This is a genomic window from Paraburkholderia sp. GAS206C, from assembly GCF_050435645.1.
Lineage (GTDB): Bacteria > Pseudomonadota > Gammaproteobacteria > Burkholderiales > Burkholderiaceae > Paraburkholderia > Paraburkholderia phenazinium_B.
The window spans coordinates 169,760-186,827 of sequence record NZ_JBNDKR010000005.1; the positions used below are offsets into that span (position 1 = coordinate 169,760).

Here is a 17,068-nt window from a genome sequence, read left to right on the forward strand (position 1 = left end):
ACGGTATTTGATTGTATCAACCCGAACCACTACTCTGGCGCATTGTCTTTTCCAGCCGCCAGCCTGCCACACCGATGTTATCGACCCTTGAGATCCTGCTTCCCGTATTTGGCCTGATTTTCGCGGGGTTCGTGTGCCGCAAGCGGGGCCTGCTGGGCCCCACGGCGGCGTCGGAGCTGAACCGTTTTGTCGTCTGGCTCGCCTTGCCTGCGCTGCTGTTCGACATCATGGCGCACGCTACCTGGCATCAGCTTTATCAGCCGGCGTTTGTCGCCACCTTCGCGCTCTCCTGTTCCGTCGTATTCGTGCTGATTCTCGTGGTCCGTCTGCTGAGTGGCCGGCCGCTCGCCGATGCCAGCGTCGACGCCATTGCAGGCTCGTATCCGAACACCGGCTACATTGGCTTTCCGCTGTGCCTGATCGCATTCGGACAAGCCAGCCAGACGCCGACCACGATCGCCACGATCCTCGTCGCCTGCGTGTTGTTTGCGATCGCGATCGTCCTGATTGAAGTGGGACTGCAGACCGAACGCGCGCCACATCGGCTGGCGTTCAAGGTAGTGCGGTCCTTGGCGCGCAATCCGCTGATCGTGTCGCCGATCGTCGGCGTGCTGGTCGCCAGCGTTCACGTGACGTTGCCGCAAAGCGCGGAGACATTCCTGAAGCTGCTGGGCGGTGCGGCAAGCCCCTGCGCGCTGGTCAGCCTCGGATTGTTCCTTGCTGAAAAACGGACGCCTGCAGACAGGTCCTCCGCACCCTCGACGTCGAACCACGTCGCGTCCTGGGCACTGACGGGCGCCAAATTGCTGCTGCAACCGGCTTTGACGTGGTGGCTGGCCGCGCGCGTGTTCGCGCTATCGCCCATGCTGGTGGAGATGTCGGTCGTGCTGGCCGCGCTGCCCACAGGCACCGGGCCGTTCATGCTCGCGGAGTTTTATCGGCGTGAGGCGCACATCACGTCACGGACAATACTTCTGTCGACGCTAGGCTCACTCGTGACGCTGTCCCTGCTGTTGCTGTATATGCCGCGCGGCTGATCCATCAGGACTTCTTGACTTCGTGGCCCTGGCTGGCTGCAACTGTCGTCCTCGTAGTCGAAGATAGCGCGCTGACCAGTCGGCCGTGCGCCTCGCCGGAAGACTCGGCAATCTGCCAGGCAAACAAACCCGGCAGGAAAATCAGCAGATCGCGAATCCGCCGCGCGCCCGCGAGTGCGAGGCAGGTTGAAGGGTCGAGACCGAGTGCGCCGCCGATCAGGATGAAACCGCCTTCCTGCACCCCCAGGCCTCCGGGCACAAAAAAGGCCGCACTGCTAACCGCCTGGATCAGCGATTCGATCACTATCGCCTCGACAAAGCTCACCTGCGCGCCAAGAAAATGCAACGCGAGCCAGATCTCCAGCGCGGTCAATACACACTGCAACGGTTGCCAGAAGAAGAGGTAACGCAGCACTACGCCACGGCGGCGCCAGATCAGTTTGATCGACTGATCGATCTGCGCCGACTGACCGACGAGCGCGGCCAGCTTGCCGCTGGTTGCGCGGTTGAGCACACGGGTGATGCGTTCGAACGGGCTTGCATGCTGCACCAGCGAAAACAGCACCAGTAGCGGTGTGAGCGCGACAATGCCCCATGCCAGATCGGCAGCAAGACGCAGCGTGCCGGATGCCGCATGCGCGAACAGAAAGCCGATGCCCACCATCGTGAACATCAACTGGCTGATCAGCGTGAGTTGCATGTCGACGACGAGACTCGCCGCCGCGGTCGAGCCGCGCAGGCCACGCCGCCGCATCATGCGGAACGACACCACCTCGCCGCCGATGCGCGCCACCGGCAACATGCTGTTGACCGATTCGCGGATCCAGACCAGCTGCAACATGCCCGCAACGCTCGGGCGGTTTGCGCCGCGGATGAGGCTTTGCCAGTCACGTGCGTTGGCAAGCATCGGCAGGACGTGGGCCAGTCCCGCCAGCACCAACCCGGCGCCTGCGGCACGCATCAGCCCAAGCACCGCACCCGGGTTGTCATGCAGAACTAACCACAGCGACGCAATCAGCCCCGCCAGCGCGGCAATACGGCCAAGATGCTTCATCACGTAGCCGCTATGCGCGGCTCGTCGAGCTCCAGACCCACGCAACCTTTCAAAGAAATCCGCATTACCTTGACTCGTCCTGAACCGGCGACAGCAAACCATCGCCGTCCACCTTGAAACTGAAGCCTCGCCAGATCACCCGTGTCGAGAAGAAGCTCGCCACGAAGATCAAAAACGATACGATATCCCAGAACGGTAGTAGCCACAGATCGCGATGCGCTTGCCGCAATGCGTGATCGGACTGGACTTTAAGCGCAAGGCGCGCGAGCAGCGCCACCGCAGCAAGCGGCCATGCCCATGCTGCACCGCCAGAAAACGCCACGGTCAGCCAGGCAAACGCTAGCGGATGAATCAGTGCCGAGCCGAGGTGCCCAATCGGATCGATGATGCGAATTGTTCGGCTCCAGCGCAGTTCGTGCGCAATCAGCTTGGCGGCACTGCTTTCCACACAGGCATGCGACACAGTGAATGGCGGAATCACCACCTTTTCGCCGATCATCCGCACTGCTTCGCCTATCGCGTGATCTTCCGCGAGATGATGCACGAACTGCGCGAAGCCACCGATCTTCTCGAGCGTCTCGCGCCGCATGGCTATGGTCTGTCCGAAGCACGGCCGCGCCATTCCAAACGCCAGGCCCGTCACGACGCTAGGCAGGAACTGGTAATTGGTGGCTTTCGCCGAAAGACGCGGCCAAAAGCCCGGATCCGGTTGACCACGATAGACACAGGTGACCAGTCCCACACCAGGTTTCTGCAACTCGCCGATTACATTGCGCAGATAACTCGGGCCAACGCTCACGTCGCTGTCCGCAAAGACCAACACATCATGCTGCGCCTCCGGCAGCATGTTGAGGATGTTGCTCATCTTGCGGTTTGGCCCATACAGGCGCGCATCGACCACAACCGTTATGTGCGCTTCGGGATGCAGCAAACGCAGTTGTTCTACGGTCTGCAGCGCAGGATCTTCCGAGTCGTGCACGCCGAACAGGAATTGCAGCTGACCCGGATAGTCCTGATGGCAGAAGCTCGACAGGTTGCTGAGCAAGGTCCACTCGTCGCCATGTAATGGCTTGACGATGGTGACCGGCGGAAAGCTGGTGGGTTGCGAAGGAGTACGAGCAAAGAAACGTCGGATCAACGCGCCGGCCAGCAGCGTGTACACAATACCGAACACAGCACCCATGCCACACAGCAGCGCCAGCGCGGAGAGCATCAGATGCACTGCGCGCCCAGGCCCTTCGAATTCGACAAGCCCGATTGCAAGCAGCACGGCGATCGGACACACAAGCCAGGCGAGGCGCTTCATGCCTGGTCCCTCCGCGCGGAACAACGGAAGAGGCACATGCCCGTTATGCTTCGTGAGCGCGCAGGAAGCGGAAAAACTCCACGCCTTCGCGCAGACGCCGCTTCATCATGTCCCAGCTCAGCAGCATCTCGCGCACGATCTCCCAGATCTTCGAGGGCCGGAAATAGAAGCGCTTGTAGAAGCTCTCGACGTGGTGATAGATCTCTTCGCGCGACAGATGCGGATAACCGATCGCCGCGAGCTGCACCCCTTCCTTGCTCACCAGGTTGATCACCTTGTTCTCCTGCAGCCAACCGTTTTCTACGGCCTGGTTGTAGAGTGTCGTGCCCGGATAGGGTGCCGCGAGCGACACCTGGATCGTGTGCGGGTTGATTTCCTTTGCGTACTCGATCGTCTTTTCGATCGTCTCCTGCGTCTCGCCCGGCAGCCCCAGGATGAAGGTGCCGTGGATCTTGATGTCGAGCTTGCGGCAGTCTTCGCTGAAGCGTCGTGCGATATCCGTACGCAGGCCTTTCTTGATGTTCAGCAGGATCTGGTCGTCGCCCGATTCATAGCCCACCAGCAGCAGACGCAGGCCGTTTTCCTTCATGATCTTCAGCGTCGCGTACGGCACGTTCGCTTTCGCGTTGCAGGACCATGTCACGCCGAGCTTGCCCAGCCCGCGTGCGATCTCTTCGACGCGCGGCTTGAAGTCGGTGAAGGTGTCGTCGTCGAACATGATCTCCTTGACTTCAGGCATGTTGTCGCGGATCCACTTCACTTCTTCCAGTACGTTCTCTACCGAGCGCGTGCGGTAGCGGTGACCGCCCACCGTCTGCGGCCACAGGCAGAACGTGCATTTCGAGCGGCAGCCGCGGCCCGTGTAGATCGACACGTATGGATGCTTCAGATAACCGATGAAGTAATTTTCGATTTTCAGGTCGCGCTTGTAGACGGGTGCTACAAAAGGCAGTTCATCCATGTTCTCGAGGATCGCGCGCGCCTCGTTGTGCTCGATCGAACCGTCCGCAGCGCGATAGCTCAAGCCCTGGATCTGCGCGAGCGGTTTGCCCGCCGCCACTTCCTGGCAGGTGAAATCGAATTCTTCACGGCAGACGAAATCGATCGCTTCGCTTGCGGTCAGCGAGTTGTGCGGATCGACGGCGACCTTTGCGCCCACCATGCCGATCATCATCGACGGTTTGCGCTTCTTCAGATCCTGCGCAAACATCGCATCCGTAGGGAACGACGGCGTACTCGTGTGAATGATGACGAGGTCATACTGCTGCGCGATATCGAGCGAAGCCTCTACCGAAAGACCATCCGCCGGCGCGTCGAGCACGCGGCTATCCGGCACCAGCGCCGCGGGCTGAGCGAGCCACGTCGGATACCAGAACGAACGGATCTCACGCTTCGCCTGATAGCGCGACCCCGCGCCGCCATCGAAACCGTCATACGACGGGGCCTGCAAAAACAGCGTCTTCATGAATGCTCCGGCCAGCTCCATCGAGCTTGATAGCGTAGGGAATGGCAATTAGTTATTGACGCCGTGCGCGGAATTCGTCCCGCACTTAAGGGGATTCCGTCACACGCGTCTCTGGACGCGTTCGACCTTAACCCGCCGCAATACTCCGATCAACCAGGTATCGTCTCCCAAACGATCTTTTTAAAATACGCTGCCGTATTTGCAGGCAAGTCGTATGCAAAACGTAAATGAACCGGCGCCAACACACAGAAACGAAAGCGGACGTAATATCAGGTTCAAAGGCAGAAGTGCCTTCTTTGATTATGAGAGCCTTGCATGGAGATTTTGTGAAATGAGCGAAAGCACTCTCGGTATGCTGACCCGCTACAACCGCTGGGCCAACCAGCGCATCTTCGACGCAGTCGCCGCGCTGCCGGACGGCGAAGCACTCAAGCGTCGCGAAACGGTGTTTGGCAACATCGTCCATACATTGAGCCATTGCTATGTCGTCGGCGAAATCTTTCGTGCCCACCTCGAAGGGCGGGAGCACGGTTTCTCGAGCCGCAATTTCAGCGAACCCATGCCGCTAGCGAAGTTGCGCGAAATGCAGCAGGCAATTGACAACTGGTATATCGCCCGCAGCGACGCCTTCACGCCGCACGACGCAGAGGAAACGGTGCACTTCAAGTTTGTGGGTGGCGGCGAAGGCGCCATGACGCGTAGTGAGATGGTGCTGCATGTCGTCAATCACACGACATATCACCGGGGATTTGTTGCGGATATGTTTTGTCAGATTCCGGTCAAGGCGCCTGTTACCGATCTGCCCGTGTACGCACGCGAAGAGCGCGCGGCGCGCGCTCTCCAACAGCCTGGCTGATCAGTTCGGGACCCAGTGCCCGTGCACCCATACCCAGTGGTCGCCTTCCCAGCGGTAATGACCCTTCATCCAGTGATAGCCGGGCGCGGGCGCGGCCGGCATCACTTCGACCAGCGGCGCAGGTTCAGGTGGCCGCGCCGGCTCAACGACACATGCGCTAAGTAATGAAGCGCACACGCAAGAAAGCAAGGCAGCAGTGAAGGTCGATCGTTTTGTCATATAACTCTCCCGTTTTTAGAACTGCAACTACACATCCGCGGCATACACGTCGTGCTAGCTACGGATCAAGCCTGTCATGGGCTGCGTGGAGCCCGCTTGCGTAAAAAGGGCCGCCGCGGTTCGATGCGGATCGAGGCCGAGACTTTCGCTCGCGGCATCCGCGATCACCGCGTCCAGTCCGGTCGTGGGTCTGAGATCGCGTCCCTGATACAGCTCGTTGGGCTTCAGTCCCGGCCAGTCGGCGATCACCCGTCCACCGTTCACGGCGCCACCCATCACCATCGCGACCGATCCTTGTCCATGGTCCGTGCCCCCCGTGCCGTTGGCGGCAGCGGTGCGGCCAAACTCAGTAGCCACCAGCACCGTCGTCTTGCCCCACAGCGGGCCGAGACCGTCGCGCAAGGAAGCGAGCATCGTGTCGAGCGCCTTCAGCTGATTCGCGAGACGCGGGTTCTGCGCGCTGTGCGTGTCCCAGCCGCCCGTTTCGATCATCGCAATGCGTGGGCCGTCGTCGCGTGACAGAAAACTCGCGGCGAGTTTGCCAAGGCTGGCGGGGTCCTGGCGCGCTCCGGCGTCGCCAGCGAGGCCGCGCGCCGTCATGGCGGATTCCCATAACGGCCTGAGTTGCGCGTCCTGGTTGTAAAGGTCCGATACCCGCATGAGCAGATCGTCGGGCGCCTGCGGTAAACCCGAGGGTGCGTACGATGTCACGTCGGCCTTGCCGCGCAGTGCCATCGGCACAGTCGGCGCAAACGCGATGGCGTTTTCATGCGTAGCGGGCATCATCGCAACCAGACGGTTGAGCCAACCGTCCTTCACCTGGTACGCCGAAGTGCCGCCCGTCTCCAGCACGTTCTGACCGTCGAAATGCGAGCGATCGCGATACGGCGAGGCCACGGCATGCACGAACAGCGCCTGGCCCGATGCGTACATCTTCGCGGTTTCGGCGAGCGAAGGATGCAGCGCGAACGTGCCATCGAGTTTGGTCGCCGTGGCCGGATCGACGGCGAGCGCGCCACGCAAGCTCGCATACGAAGGCTCGGCGTACGGCACCACGATGTTCAGGCCATCGGCGGCACCGCGCTGGATCACGAAGACGAAGCGGCGGTCCGTTTCGACCCTGGCGAAGGCCATGTGCGGCGAGACGAGAATCGCGCCGGCACCGGCTGCGGCGAAGTTGAGAAACTGGCGACGGGACATCATGGCGTTCATCTCCGTTGAAAATCGGGCGACACGAGCAACAGCGCTATCGCCGTCGAAGCGCTCTCAGCGCGTGACACTGCAGTCGCAGTCGGCGCACTGATGGAGCCGACCAGCAAGGTCTGGCCGAGAGTGCGAGGGTCGAGCTGGTCGCCAACACGCGCAGCGAAGCGTTGGGCGACTTCGACGCGGCGCACCAGCGCATCGGGCGCGGCCCAGCTCGCGGCGATATCGTCGTAGCCGGCGGGCGACCCTGGTCGCCAGACCGGCTCGCCGAGTTGCGTGAGAAGCGGCGCGCCCTGCAGGTTGCCGACGTCTTGCCAGCCGAGGCCGCGCATCGAAGATATGGTCCATTCCCACGGCGTTTTGAATTTCACCGCCACCGGAGACCAGGCCTCCGGCGAATCGATCAACGCGCGATAGACCGTGGGCAGGTCGCCACCGCTGCGCTCGAACGCATTGGCGAGCCGTTCGGTAACCGCGGGTGGTGGGTTGTCCGAAACAAAATGACGTGCCAGCTTGCTCGCGATATGTTGCGCGGTAGCGGGCGACGCTGCGAAGTCATGCAGGACCGCCAGCGCCTGATCCTCGCCCTGCTGATCGTAACGGCGCCCCAGGATGGTCCGCGAGCCGGGCTCATGCAATTGCTCGTGAAACACAAAACTGCCGGGCGCGGCGCCATTTGGCTGCGGCCCCCTCACGCCGGCTACACTCCAGCCGGTCAGTGCGCGGGCAAACTCCGTCACGTCGGCTTGCGTGTAGCCGCTGCGCACGCCCAACGTATGCAGTTCCATGATTTCGCGTGCGAGGTTCTCATTGAGACCGCGCTTGTTGTCGGGATTGCGTTGCTCCGCACGCATCGCCGCCATGCTGTCGGGACCGACCGAGCGCGTCTGATCGAGAAAGATCTGCATCGCAGGATGCTGCTCTACCGCTACCAGCATGTCGTCGAAGCGGCCCAGCACGTGCGGGCGGATTGCTTCCATTTCGAACGCGCCAGCCAGCGCCGCGACTTGCGGCTTTTCAGTGGACACCGCGAAATGATTCGCCCAGAAATGGACGAGCCGGTCGATGAACGGTGTGGAACTCGTCAGCGCGCTATTGACGCGCACATTCACCGCCGTACGGTAAACATCGCGGATTTCAGCGCGCATCGCCTTGTTCGCGGCCTGCTTTGCGGCTTGCTTGTCTGCAGGATTGACGGTCGCATCGGAAGCGGGACCGGCATTCGCGTTGACGTTCGCATTCTGCATGCGTTGCTCGCCCAACTGGGTCGCGAGCGCGACCGCCCCCGGCTGGCCCGCCCACGCCGCGGGCAGAGGCTGATATTGATCGAATTGCGAAAGCAGCCATCGCTTCGGATCGGCGGGCGGCGTGTCTTCCGGGCGAGCGCCGAGACCGAAGCGGTTCAGCGCAATTGCCGCGGCTTTGTCGTTGGGTGACGGAATCATGCGCGCTCCTTCGAACGTTGCGTACCTTCTTTAAACGTTCGGCGTCGCGGTTTCCGTCGCTACTGGCGGAAGTTTTTATTCGGGCGAGACGAAGATCGTCTCGCTCATTGATTCGCCGGCCGCTTTTCCTTTGGTGGCGGAGGCGGCGGTTCACGCCAGTTGCCCGCCTGCTTCAGGCCTTCGGCAAACTTCACGCGCTCGTCGGGCGTGAGCGTTGTCGCAAAGTCGGCCACGCTGCTTTCGACTTCGGTACGTTGCGCGATATCGGCTGCGCGCGTGCGCTGTAACGCGGCGTCGAGCGCGGTGCGGTCGAATTGCGGCGCGGCCAGCAGCGCCAGTACTTCGTGACGTCCTTCGCGGGCCTCGCGCGCGTAGTCCTTAGCGTTACGGCGCGCCTCCTTCAGTCCATCGAGGAACTGCTTCTGACGCTCGGACGAAAGCCCATCCGTCGCGAAGCGCAGCGCCGTACGTTGCTGCGGCGCCTTGGCGACGTTGTCGTGCGTGGTGAACCATTCGTACGCACCGCCCGCAATGCCGCCCAGCAGAAAGACGTTGACCACGAACGAGCCAGCCAGCAAAAGCTTCCATGTACGATCAGTCATTCGCCGCTCCAGTCGGCACCTGAACCGTCGAAGCTCGAAGCCAGGTAGGACGGCGAATCATGCGTCTGCGGCGGCTGGCCAGTCATGACAAAAAACGACACCGCAAAGGCACCCGCCAGCCCACCTGCGAGCCCGATACCGGCAAACGCGGCGCCCTGCCACCAGAGCCGCACGCGATGCTTCGCCGGGCGCCGGTTGGGCGCCGCCGCAACTACGCGTTCGACCAATGCGCGCTCCGGCGGCGCGACCGTATGGTCTGCGAGCCATGCATCAAGGTTGGCCGATTCGGCCAGCACGGCATCGGCCTCGATCCGGTGAAGATCGGCCCAGCTTTCGGCCGCCGCGCGCTCCTCATCCGGCCAGCGGCGCGGATCGGCGCCGTAAGCGTCGACGATGGTACGAAATCTCTCAGGTGTCATGGCAGATCCTTGCTAAAGCCACTGTCGGCCAGTTGTGCGCGCAGATTGCGACGCGCACGCGCGAGCAAACTTTCGAGGGCATCGACGGTAATACCCATCAAGGCGGCAGCTTCGATATTCGATAGCTCCTGGTAGTAGTTGAGCACCAGGGCTTCGCGCTGCCTTACCGGCAGCGCGGCAAGCGCCGTGCGCACACGTTCGTCGCGCACACGGGCTTCAAGTTGCATGTCAGGCATGGGTTGGGGATCGGCTTCGTCCGGCAGATCGGCGACGGGGTCTTCGCGCCGCCCTCGCAAGCGGTCGTAACAGAGGTTCAGCGCCACGCGATGAATCCACGTGTCGAACCGGGCCTCGCCCTCTTTCCAGTGCGGCGCCTGCTTCCAGATCCGCACAAAGGCCTCTTGTGCTACGTCTTCCGCTTCCATACGGTCTCCCAACATGCGCGTCGCGAGCGCGAGCAAACGCGGCAGCTTGCGCGACACGAGCGTGCGCACCGCTGCCGGATCCTGCTTGCCGACCCGTGCGACGAGGTCCGCGTCGGGATCGCGTTCGCTCAAGGCGCGCGGTCCCGTGATATCCACGGCATGCGCGGCGGCGTGAGCCGCGGTTGCCGTTGCACCCGGACATATCGTGTCGCGACACGAGCGTTTCTCACTTGCCGTTGCTCCGAGAGGGGGCGCTTTGCGCCTGTTTCAGGCTTGTTATCAACCTTCTGTCGCATCTGGTTCAGGACTGGGTGACCCGGTCCTGAAGCTCGTCAATCGCGACGACCGAGTCCTCAATATACGACGACGGCAGGATGGTAATACGCCGGCCGCGCCGGCACTACGATGCAACCGGTCAGCGTTGCCGCCGCCAGTGCCAGAATCAAAAGCGTTTTCATAAAACTCTGCTGGTTTGGGTAGAGCGCCGAGGCCGCGGAGCGAGCAGCGCTTGCAAGCGCGCCCCGCGGCGTCCGGCAACAGGGATCAGAAGGCTAGCCCTGGCGGCTTACGCCCAGTGACCTTCCACCCACAGCCAGTTCGGGCCACGCTGCGCCCAATGGCCCGGCACCCAGTGATAACCGACCCGGACCGGCTGCCAGTGACCTGCTATCCACACGTATCGGCCGTGGTCCCAGCGCCAGTGTCCGTGATCCCAGACATAGCCATCGCGCGGTGCGGGCACGACTTCGACGCGCGGTGCTGGCGGGGCGACGACGATCGCTTGCGCGAAGGCGGCGGAGGCCGACAGCGACACCGTGGCGGCGACCAGCAGGCGTGTGAGGGTTTTGGATTTCATGTAAGGCTCCCGTAGGTTTAAGGAAAGCGGATTGGCTCCGTTTTGTCTTAAACGCGGCTGCGGGGGAAATCCGTCGCGGGTTGACGCGCTTTTGTGAAAAAGCCCGCCGAAGCGGGCTTTTACTTCAGTCGAGCCATGGCCGAAGAATAGACGGCGCTACGCTCCCGCTTTCCTACTGCCACTACGATCACAGTGACTTTGCTATCGACGACGCGATACACCAGTCGATATCCCGAGGCGGTCAATTTGATCTTGTAGCAATCAGGAAGCGTACCAAGACGCGCCGATTCGACACGTGGATTTGCCAACCTCTCAGCCAGTTTGCGCTTGAACTGCTCACGCACCGTGCTGTCCAGCTTCTTCCACTCTTTAAGAGCGACTTCTAAAAACTGCAGATCATAGGTCTTCAAGTCGCACGCTCACAGCTTTTTCGCCGCTTCGCGCCCTGACGATTTCTGCCAGCTCGATATCTTCAAGTCTGTTGCAGATCGCTTCCCACTCTTGAGCCGGGATCAGATACGCGACCGGTTTGTTACGGTTCAGCACCGCGATCGGACCGTCTGCTTGCTCAATTGCTGCGGTCGGGTTGACCTTGAGCTCGCTGATACCGATTGAGGCGCGGGCAAGAATGCTTTCCATGGTGATTCCTCAAGCGCTATAGGCCAAATCGTGTGGATTAAAAGACCTCATGCAAGCATGAATAATAGGTCTTTTATTTGGTCTCGTCAACCGCTCTATGTGCATCCAATCTTCGGCGCCGACCCCGTCTGCCCCCTTCTACACGCACCAAACCGCTCGCGGCGTTATGCTTATGCGCCTGATCCCACAAAGCCATTCCGACCTGACGACGCCGTGTCCCAAGCCCGCCCTCCTGAACTTCCCGAAGACGACGACGCTCACTCGCTCGCCCGGCGTTACCCGCGCGGGCTGCACATCGAGCCCCACTCGCACACCTGGGCACAGGTGCTGTACGCGGTGGCCGGGGTGATGTGGGTCGAAGTCGGCCGCGAGGCGCTGGTGGTGCCACCGCAACGCGCTGTCTGGCTACCCGCCGGCACCGTGCACTCGATCCATATGATGAGCGAGGTCGAGATGCGCAATATCTATCTGCACAAGCGCAACGTCCAGCACCTCAGCAAACAGTGCGACGTCTTCGAAATCAACGGTTTGCTGCGCGAGCTGATCACAACCATCGCCGAATACGAACACAACCACGCACGCGACAACGCGTATATGGAAACGGCCTACAAGCTCGCCATGCTGGAACTGGGGCACGCGCCCCGCTCTTCGCTGCGCATTCCGCTCCCTGACGCGTCGGATCGCCGGCTCGACGCGCTGTGCCGCGCGGTGATCGACAATCCCTCGATTGCGGTCAGCTTCGAACAGCACGCCGCCTCGGTCGGCGCCAGCGTGCGGACGCTCGCGCGGCTCTTCACGCGCGAACTCGGCATCGGCTTTTCCGAATGGCGGCGTCAGGTGCAACTAGCCGTGGCCGTCTCCGGGCTGGCCGAAGGCCGCTCGGTCAGCAGTATCGCGCGCTCGCTCGGTTATCTGCCTAGCAGCTTCAGCGATATGTTCCGCCGTGAACTCGGCGCCCCACCCACCGAATTCGATCCACAGGAAACGCTCAGCACGGGGCGCGAGGAATCGCGCGCGCCCGCCGGCGGCTAAACAGCGAAGCGTACGCAGCAGAAGCAGGTGGGAGCCGTCGCGGAATTGCGTAGTGACCGGTTCGGGCAGAGCCCAACCAGCAGTTTCAGCCCTGTCCGAAACTCGAAAGTCCTTGTCTCAACAAGGCCATCGCGGACACCTAGAATGGCTTCAACGCTGCACCACGCGGCCCAATCCACTCAGGAGAGTTTCGATGAAAACCATTCAGTTCAAGTCGTTTGGTAGCCCCGATGTACTGGAATACGTCGAGGTCCCGACACCGAAAGCCGATGCCGAAAACGCCGTCGTGCAAATCAAAAGCGCCTCGGTGAATCCGAGCGACGTGAAGAACGTTTCCGGCCACTTCGAGCACACCGTTTTGCCGCGCACGCCGGGCCGCGACTTCAGCGGCGTGGTCGTGGACGGTCCTGCGGAATGGATCGGCGCCGACGTCTGGGGCACCGGCGGCGACATCGGTTTTACGCGTGACGGTACGCATTCCGAGTTCATCAAGATTCCGCTTGCCGCGTTGTCGCGCAAGCCAAAAACGCTGAGTCACGAACAGGCCGCCGCGATTGGCGTAAATTTCGTGGTCGCATGGCTCGGCACGGTGGAATATGCACAACTGAAGGCCGGCGAGACGATTGCTGTGATCGGCGCCAGCGGCGGCGTAGGCGGCGCAGTGGTGCAGATCGCCAAATCGCGCGGTTGCCGCGTAATTGGTGTCGACCGTCATGCGCCGCTGGCGGATTCGCCGGCGGGTCGTCTGATCGACGAGTTCGTGCAAATCGACGAGCACGCGGCCGAGCGCGTCAAGGCCCTGACCAACGGTGGCGTGGATGTGGTCTACGACGCGGTCGGCGGCGTGGTGTTCGAAACCGCGTTGAGCCTCGTCAAGCGGCGTGGCCGGGTGGTCGAGATCAGCGCGACGGGCAAGCGCCGCGTCGAGTTCGACATGATCGACTTCTACCATAACGAGACTCAACTGCTCGGCGTCGACAGCGCCAAGCTAGGGGTCGCCGAGTCGGCCCGCCTGATGACAGCGCTGGTCGAAGGCTTCGAGAGCGGCGCGTTCCAGCCGTCGGCGATCGCGCAGCGCTTCACACTCGAGCATACCCGCGAGGCGTACGAGGCGGTCACCGCGGGCACCCGTGGGCGCGTCGTCATCACGATGTGAATCCGATTCGGGCGGTGGGTCCGGATACCCGCCGCCCGCCATGGTTAATGGCTAATTGGCTAATGGGTGATCCATCATGAAAGCGTATTTCGTTTCCCTCGTAGTGGGCCTTGTGGTCGGCCTGTTCTACAGCGTCGTCAACGTGAAATCTCCGGCGCCGCCCACCATCGCGCTGGTCGGACTGCTGGGCATGCTCGGCGGCGAGCATCTGATTCCGCTGCTGCGCTCGCTGCTCGGTTTCAGCGTGAACTAGGGCTGCAGCAGCCCTGGCCGTCCAGTGGGCCGGGTGCGGACTATACTGATGCCCTTTGAGACGGCAAGTTGGCCCTCATGCATCTCAGTCCATACATCTTCCAATGAATACCAAGCGGCAATTCGACGATTTGCTGCTCGGCAGCATCGAGTTGTTCTGCGCCGCCGCGGAGCTGGCGAGTTTCACAGCCGCCGCGACGGCAGCCGGCGTCACGCCCGCGGCGGTCAGCCGCTCGGTGTCGCGTCTCGAGGAAAGGCTGGGCGTGCGGTTGTTCGTGCGTACAACCCGGCAAATCCGGCTGACCGAAGCCGGCCGTCTTTATTTCGAACAATGCAGCGGTGCACTCGCACAACTGGTGGATGCGGAACGTCTCGTCACCGGACAGCAAGCGACGCCATCCGGCTTGCTGCGCATCAGTATGCCCACGCCGTATGCGCACTATCGGGTGCTGCCGTTGCTGCCGCTGTTTCGCGAGCGCTATCCGCTCGTGCGGGTCGACGCGCACATCAGCAACAGCAACATCGATTTCGCTGAGGACAGCTACGATCTGGCCATCCGCGGTCGCGCACCGGCTGACTCCAACCTGATCGCACGCAAACTCGAAGATGCGGAACTGGTCGTCGTGGCGACGCCGGCCTATCTCGCGCAAGCCGGTACGCCGCGCTCGATCGACGATCTGCAGCACCACGAATGCATCCAGTTCGACCTTCCCAGCACGGGCCGGCGTATTCCGTGGACGCTCGCCAAAGACGGCGATTTCGTCGATTTCAACACCGACAGCGGCTATACGATCGGCGGTGATGTCCTTGGCGGAGCGACGCTCGCGCGTCACAGCGCGGGCCTGTTTCAGACCTACCGCTTCGTGGTTGAGCGCGATCTGCGCGAAGGCAATCTCGTCGAGGTGATGCGGGACTTCGGTGGCGCCACGCGACCGTTCGTGCTTCTCTATCCGCATGGGCGGCTTCTGTCGGCCCGCGTGCGCTGCTTCGTGGAATTTCTGGTCGAGCAACTCGCTGATCGCAACGCCAAGCGACCCTCAACGCAAACACGCTAAGATTGAGCCTCGCGAGAGTGTGCACCTCGGCCAACGGGTGCCGCCTCGCGCAGGACCGCGCAGATCGCTGCGCCGCTACGATTCTTCATAAAAACTCAATACGCTAGTCGCGGGAGTGTTGGATGTCTGATGAATATGAAGTGCATGGTCTGCACGATCATGCTGTAGAGCACGTTGGTGAGGGACATAGCGCTCACGCGGACGCCGATCCGTTCGCGAGCCGCATGGCGGTAATGACGGCCATTCTCGCGACCATAGGCGCGATCTACGCCTACCAGAGCGGCACCAGCGAAAATCTCGCGCTGTACTACAAGAACGAAGCGGCCATCAAGAAGACCGAGGCCGCCAATCAATGGTCGTACTACCAGGCAAAGGGCGAGAAAGAAAACCTCGCGGAACTGGGCGCTTCGTTGTCGACGCCGGGCAGCGACGCACATGCGAAGTTCGTCGCCGATGTCGACAAGTACAAGCAGCAGAAAGAGCCGATTCGCGCCAATGCCGAAGCGATCGAAAAGCAGGTCAACGATAACGACGCGCGCAGCGAAACGCTGATGCACGGTCATCACCGTTGGGCGCAGGCCACCATGCTGATCCAGATCTCGATCGCGCTGACCGCAATCACGTTGCTCACGCGCAAGAAGTGGTTGCGTAATCTTTCGATAGGCGTCGCCGCGGCCGGCCTTCTGTTCGGTGCGGCAGCGTTTTTGTCCATTTAAGCGGAGACCGAGCGCGCCCGTTCCAGCAAGAGCTCGCGCTCGCGCGCATTGCGCGTCATCGCGGCGGCACGCTCGAATTCCGCGCGTGCCTCGTCGCCTCTTCCGAGCTTCGCCAGCAAATCTGCGCGCACGCTAGGCAGCCAGTGGTAGTTCGCGAGCGCTGCATCAGCGGCCAACAGGTCGACAATCTCGAGCGCCGCCGCCGGACCAAACGCCATGCCGACGGCAACCGCCCGGTTCAACTCCACCACAGGTGACGGACTGATCTGCGCGAGTGCGTCGTACAAAGCGACGATCTGCACCCAATCGGTCTGATCAGCGGTGTACGCACGCGCATGACATGCGGCCAGCGCCGCCTGCAACGCATAGGGGCCACTGGCGCCCCCGAGTGACTGGGCGCGCTCAAGCGCGGCAAAGCCTCGCCGGATCAGCAGCGTATCCCAGCGGCTGCGGTCCTGATCGAGCAGCAGCACGGGACGGCCCTGCGCGTCGACTCGCGCAGGCGTACGCGAAGCCTGAATTTCCATCAGCGCGACGAGGCCATGCACCTCGCTTTCGTCAGACACGAGGCCAGCCAGCACGCGCCCGAGCCGCAGCGCTTCTTCGCACAGGGCTGGACGCATCCAGTCGTCGCCGGCGGTGGCCGAATAGCCTTCGTTGAAAACCAGGTAAATCACTTCGAGCACCGACGCGAGCCGCGCAACCCGTGCATCCGTTTGCGGCACTTCGAACGGCACCTTGGCGGCAGTCAGCGTGCGTTTGGCGCGCACGATCCGTTGCGCGATGGTCGGCTCGGGCACGAGAAAGGCTCGCGCGATCTCGTCAGTCGTCAAACCGCCGAGCAGGCGCAGCGTGAGCGCCACGCGTGCATCGGTGGAAAGCACCGGATGACACGCCGTGAAGACGAGACGCAACAGATCGTCGCCGATGTCATCCTGGCGCGCGGCATCGAGCGCATCGACAAAGTCGGGCACGAGGTGGGCCTCCTGTGCGTCCAGGTCACGACCGAGCTCCTCGCGCTTGCGTGCGTGCAGCACTTCCTGGCGCAAGCGGTCGAGCGCGCGGTTTTTGGCAGTGGCCATCAACCAGGCTCCAGGATTGTCAGGCACACCGCGTTCGGGCCAGTGTTCGAGCGCAGCAACCAATGCATCCTGCGCCAGTTCCTCCGCGACACCCACATCGCGCACCATGCGAGCAACGCACGCGATAACCTTCGCGGACTCGATGCGCCACACCGCTTCGATCGCGCGATGGGTCGCCGCCGGGTTCACCGCCACTTCAGTTCACCGCTTTTCATTGCACGCTCGCATGCGTCCGAGAGGCTCAAT

The 17,068-nt window shown here is 62.2% G+C and carries 20 protein-coding genes; 7 read left to right on the forward strand and 13 right to left on the reverse strand.

Annotated elements, in window-relative coordinates; all coding sequences use genetic code 11:
• Nucleotides 1–74: 74 nt before the first annotated feature.
• Nucleotides 75–1,037: an AEC family transporter gene (locus P3T20_RS15470; RefSeq protein ID WP_429287241.1), complete on the forward strand. Its 963-nt coding sequence runs from the start codon at nucleotides 75–77 to the stop codon at nucleotides 1,035–1,037.
• A gap of 4 nt (nucleotides 1,038–1,041) precedes the next feature.
• Here the strand turns inward: P3T20_RS15470 and P3T20_RS15475 are convergent, their stop codons facing one another.
• The 3 genes from P3T20_RS15475 to hpnJ all read right to left on the reverse strand — a co-directional run bounded on the left by P3T20_RS15475 (nucleotide 1,042) and on the right by hpnJ (nucleotide 4,883).
• Nucleotides 1,042–2,091, reverse strand: a complete 1,050-nt coding sequence (locus P3T20_RS15475) for a lysylphosphatidylglycerol synthase domain-containing protein (RefSeq protein ID WP_429287448.1) — start codon at nucleotides 2,089–2,091, stop codon at nucleotides 1,042–1,044.
• Between the two features lie 64 nt (nucleotides 2,092–2,155).
• Nucleotides 2,156–3,397 (reverse strand): bacteriohopanetetrol glucosamine biosynthesis glycosyltransferase HpnI, encoded by a 1,242-nt coding sequence (gene hpnI / locus P3T20_RS15480; RefSeq protein ID WP_429287242.1) that lies wholly within the window; start codon nucleotides 3,395–3,397, stop codon nucleotides 2,156–2,158.
• Nucleotides 3,398–3,440: 43 nt separating this feature from the next.
• Entirely contained in the window at nucleotides 3,441–4,883 is a 1,443-nt protein-coding gene (gene hpnJ, locus P3T20_RS15485; protein WP_429287449.1) for a hopanoid biosynthesis associated radical SAM protein HpnJ, read from the reverse strand.
• Between the two features lie 310 nt (nucleotides 4,884–5,193).
• On the opposite strand from hpnJ, the gene P3T20_RS15490 reads away from it, so the two are divergent.
• On the forward strand, nucleotides 5,194–5,718 hold the full coding sequence (locus P3T20_RS15490; protein ID WP_074267156.1) for a DinB family protein: 525 nt from the start codon (nucleotides 5,194–5,196) through the stop codon (nucleotides 5,716–5,718).
• Here the strand turns inward: P3T20_RS15490 and P3T20_RS15495 are convergent, their stop codons facing one another.
• The 9 genes from P3T20_RS15495 to P3T20_RS15535 all read right to left on the reverse strand — a co-directional run bounded on the left by P3T20_RS15495 (nucleotide 5,719) and on the right by P3T20_RS15535 (nucleotide 11,529).
• Entirely contained in the window at nucleotides 5,719–5,937 is a 219-nt protein-coding gene (locus P3T20_RS15495; protein WP_074267155.1) for a YXWGXW repeat-containing protein, read from the reverse strand. It lies immediately after the preceding gene.
• 54 nt (nucleotides 5,938–5,991) lie between these two features.
• Nucleotides 5,992–7,140 (reverse strand): DUF1501 domain-containing protein, encoded by a 1,149-nt coding sequence (locus tag P3T20_RS15500; protein WP_429287243.1) that lies wholly within the window; start codon nucleotides 7,138–7,140, stop codon nucleotides 5,992–5,994.
• 5 nt (nucleotides 7,141–7,145) lie between these two features.
• Nucleotides 7,146–8,588: a DUF1800 domain-containing protein gene (locus tag P3T20_RS15505; protein ID WP_429287244.1), complete on the reverse strand. Its 1,443-nt coding sequence runs from the start codon at nucleotides 8,586–8,588 to the stop codon at nucleotides 7,146–7,148.
• A 104-nt stretch (nucleotides 8,589–8,692) separates the two neighbouring features.
• Nucleotides 8,693–9,190: a periplasmic heavy metal sensor gene (locus P3T20_RS15510; protein WP_429287245.1), complete on the reverse strand. Its 498-nt coding sequence runs from the start codon at nucleotides 9,188–9,190 to the stop codon at nucleotides 8,693–8,695.
• Nucleotides 9,187–9,609 carry a hypothetical protein gene (locus P3T20_RS15515; protein WP_429287246.1) on the reverse strand — a complete coding sequence of 141 codons (423 nt, stop codon included), beginning with the start codon at nucleotides 9,607–9,609 and terminating at the stop codon, nucleotides 9,187–9,189. Before P3T20_RS15515 ends, P3T20_RS15510 begins: the two co-directional genes overlap by 4 nt.
• Nucleotides 9,606–10,166, reverse strand: coding sequence for an RNA polymerase sigma factor (locus P3T20_RS15520; protein WP_429287247.1), 561 nt, complete (start codon nucleotides 10,164–10,166; stop codon nucleotides 9,606–9,608). Before P3T20_RS15520 ends, P3T20_RS15515 begins: the two co-directional genes overlap by 4 nt.
• Before the next feature lie 433 nt (nucleotides 10,167–10,599).
• Nucleotides 10,600–10,890 carry a YXWGXW repeat-containing protein gene (locus P3T20_RS15525; RefSeq protein WP_429287248.1) on the reverse strand — a complete coding sequence of 97 codons (291 nt, stop codon included), beginning with the start codon at nucleotides 10,888–10,890 and terminating at the stop codon, nucleotides 10,600–10,602.
• Nucleotides 10,891–11,009: 119 nt separating this feature from the next.
• Entirely contained in the window at nucleotides 11,010–11,300 is a 291-nt protein-coding gene (locus P3T20_RS15530) for a type II toxin-antitoxin system RelE family toxin (RefSeq protein ID WP_074267149.1), read from the reverse strand.
• Nucleotides 11,287–11,529 (reverse strand): type II toxin-antitoxin system Phd/YefM family antitoxin, encoded by a 243-nt coding sequence (locus P3T20_RS15535; RefSeq protein ID WP_074267148.1) that lies wholly within the window; start codon nucleotides 11,527–11,529, stop codon nucleotides 11,287–11,289. The genes P3T20_RS15530 and P3T20_RS15535 overlap by 14 nt, the downstream gene beginning before the upstream one ends.
• 213 nt (nucleotides 11,530–11,742) lie before the next feature.
• On the opposite strand from P3T20_RS15535, the gene P3T20_RS15540 reads away from it, so the two are divergent.
• The 5 genes from P3T20_RS15540 (at nucleotide 11,743) to P3T20_RS15560 (ending at nucleotide 15,740) form a co-directional block, all read left to right on the forward strand.
• Nucleotides 11,743–12,561, forward strand: coding sequence for an AraC family transcriptional regulator (locus P3T20_RS15540; protein WP_429287249.1), 819 nt, complete (start codon nucleotides 11,743–11,745; stop codon nucleotides 12,559–12,561).
• A gap of 193 nt (nucleotides 12,562–12,754) precedes the next feature.
• A complete protein-coding gene (locus P3T20_RS15545) occupies nucleotides 12,755–13,717 on the forward strand; it encodes a quinone oxidoreductase family protein (RefSeq protein ID WP_429287250.1) in 963 nt (320 codons plus the stop codon).
• 76 nt (nucleotides 13,718–13,793) lie between these two features.
• A complete protein-coding gene (locus P3T20_RS15550) occupies nucleotides 13,794–13,970 on the forward strand; it encodes a DUF1427 family protein (RefSeq protein WP_429287251.1) in 177 nt (58 codons plus the stop codon).
• Nucleotides 13,971–14,073: 103 nt separating this feature from the next.
• Nucleotides 14,074–15,024, forward strand: a complete 951-nt coding sequence (locus P3T20_RS15555; protein WP_429287252.1) for a LysR substrate-binding domain-containing protein — start codon at nucleotides 14,074–14,076, stop codon at nucleotides 15,022–15,024.
• A gap of 122 nt (nucleotides 15,025–15,146) precedes the next feature.
• Nucleotides 15,147–15,740 carry a DUF4337 domain-containing protein gene (locus P3T20_RS15560; RefSeq protein ID WP_429287253.1) on the forward strand — a complete coding sequence of 198 codons (594 nt, stop codon included), beginning with the start codon at nucleotides 15,147–15,149 and terminating at the stop codon, nucleotides 15,738–15,740.
• Here P3T20_RS15560 and P3T20_RS15565 read toward each other — a convergent pair.
• Nucleotides 15,737–17,011, reverse strand: a complete 1,275-nt coding sequence (locus P3T20_RS15565) for an RNA polymerase sigma factor (protein ID WP_429287450.1) — start codon at nucleotides 17,009–17,011, stop codon at nucleotides 15,737–15,739. The two genes, P3T20_RS15560 and P3T20_RS15565, sit on opposite strands and share 4 nt — an antisense overlap.
• Between the last annotated feature and the right edge of the window lie 57 nt (nucleotides 17,012–17,068).

What these genes read in the sequence shown, in the direction of transcription:
- P3T20_RS15555 (WP_429287252.1), top strand. Translation starts at nt 14,074, where the DNA reads ATGAATACCAAGCGGCAATTCGACGATTTGCTGCTCGGCAGCATCGAG.
- hpnI (WP_429287242.1), bottom strand. Translation starts at nt 3,397, where the DNA reads ATGAAGCGCCTCGCCTGGCTTGTGTGTCCGATCGCCGTGCTGCTTGCA.
- P3T20_RS15470 (WP_429287241.1), top strand. Translation starts at nt 75, where the DNA reads ATGTTATCGACCCTTGAGATCCTGCTTCCCGTATTTGGCCTGATTTTC.
- P3T20_RS15505 (WP_429287244.1), bottom strand. Translation starts at nt 8,588, where the DNA reads ATGATTCCGTCACCCAACGACAAAGCCGCGGCAATTGCGCTGAACCGC.
- P3T20_RS15490 (WP_074267156.1), top strand. Translation starts at nt 5,194, where the DNA reads ATGAGCGAAAGCACTCTCGGTATGCTGACCCGCTACAACCGCTGGGCC.
- P3T20_RS15535 (WP_074267148.1), bottom strand. Translation starts at nt 11,529, where the DNA reads ATGGAAAGCATTCTTGCCCGCGCCTCAATCGGTATCAGCGAGCTCAAG.
- P3T20_RS15525 (WP_429287248.1), bottom strand. Translation starts at nt 10,890, where the DNA reads ATGAAATCCAAAACCCTCACACGCCTGCTGGTCGCCGCCACGGTGTCG.
- P3T20_RS15500 (WP_429287243.1), bottom strand. Translation starts at nt 7,140, where the DNA reads ATGATGTCCCGTCGCCAGTTTCTCAACTTCGCCGCAGCCGGTGCCGGC.
- P3T20_RS15515 (WP_429287246.1), bottom strand. Translation starts at nt 9,609, where the DNA reads ATGACACCTGAGAGATTTCGTACCATCGTCGACGCTTACGGCGCCGAT.
- P3T20_RS15475 (WP_429287448.1), bottom strand. Translation starts at nt 2,091, where the DNA reads ATGAAGCATCTTGGCCGTATTGCCGCGCTGGCGGGGCTGATTGCGTCG.
- P3T20_RS15550 (WP_429287251.1), top strand. Translation starts at nt 13,794, where the DNA reads ATGAAAGCGTATTTCGTTTCCCTCGTAGTGGGCCTTGTGGTCGGCCTG.
- P3T20_RS15510 (WP_429287245.1), bottom strand. Translation starts at nt 9,190, where the DNA reads ATGACTGATCGTACATGGAAGCTTTTGCTGGCTGGCTCGTTCGTGGTC.
- P3T20_RS15545 (WP_429287250.1), top strand. Translation starts at nt 12,755, where the DNA reads ATGAAAACCATTCAGTTCAAGTCGTTTGGTAGCCCCGATGTACTGGAA.
- P3T20_RS15560 (WP_429287253.1), top strand. Translation starts at nt 15,147, where the DNA reads ATGTCTGATGAATATGAAGTGCATGGTCTGCACGATCATGCTGTAGAG.
- hpnJ (WP_429287449.1), bottom strand. Translation starts at nt 4,883, where the DNA reads ATGGAGCTGGCCGGAGCATTCATGAAGACGCTGTTTTTGCAGGCCCCG.
- P3T20_RS15495 (WP_074267155.1), bottom strand. Translation starts at nt 5,937, where the DNA reads ATGACAAAACGATCGACCTTCACTGCTGCCTTGCTTTCTTGCGTGTGC.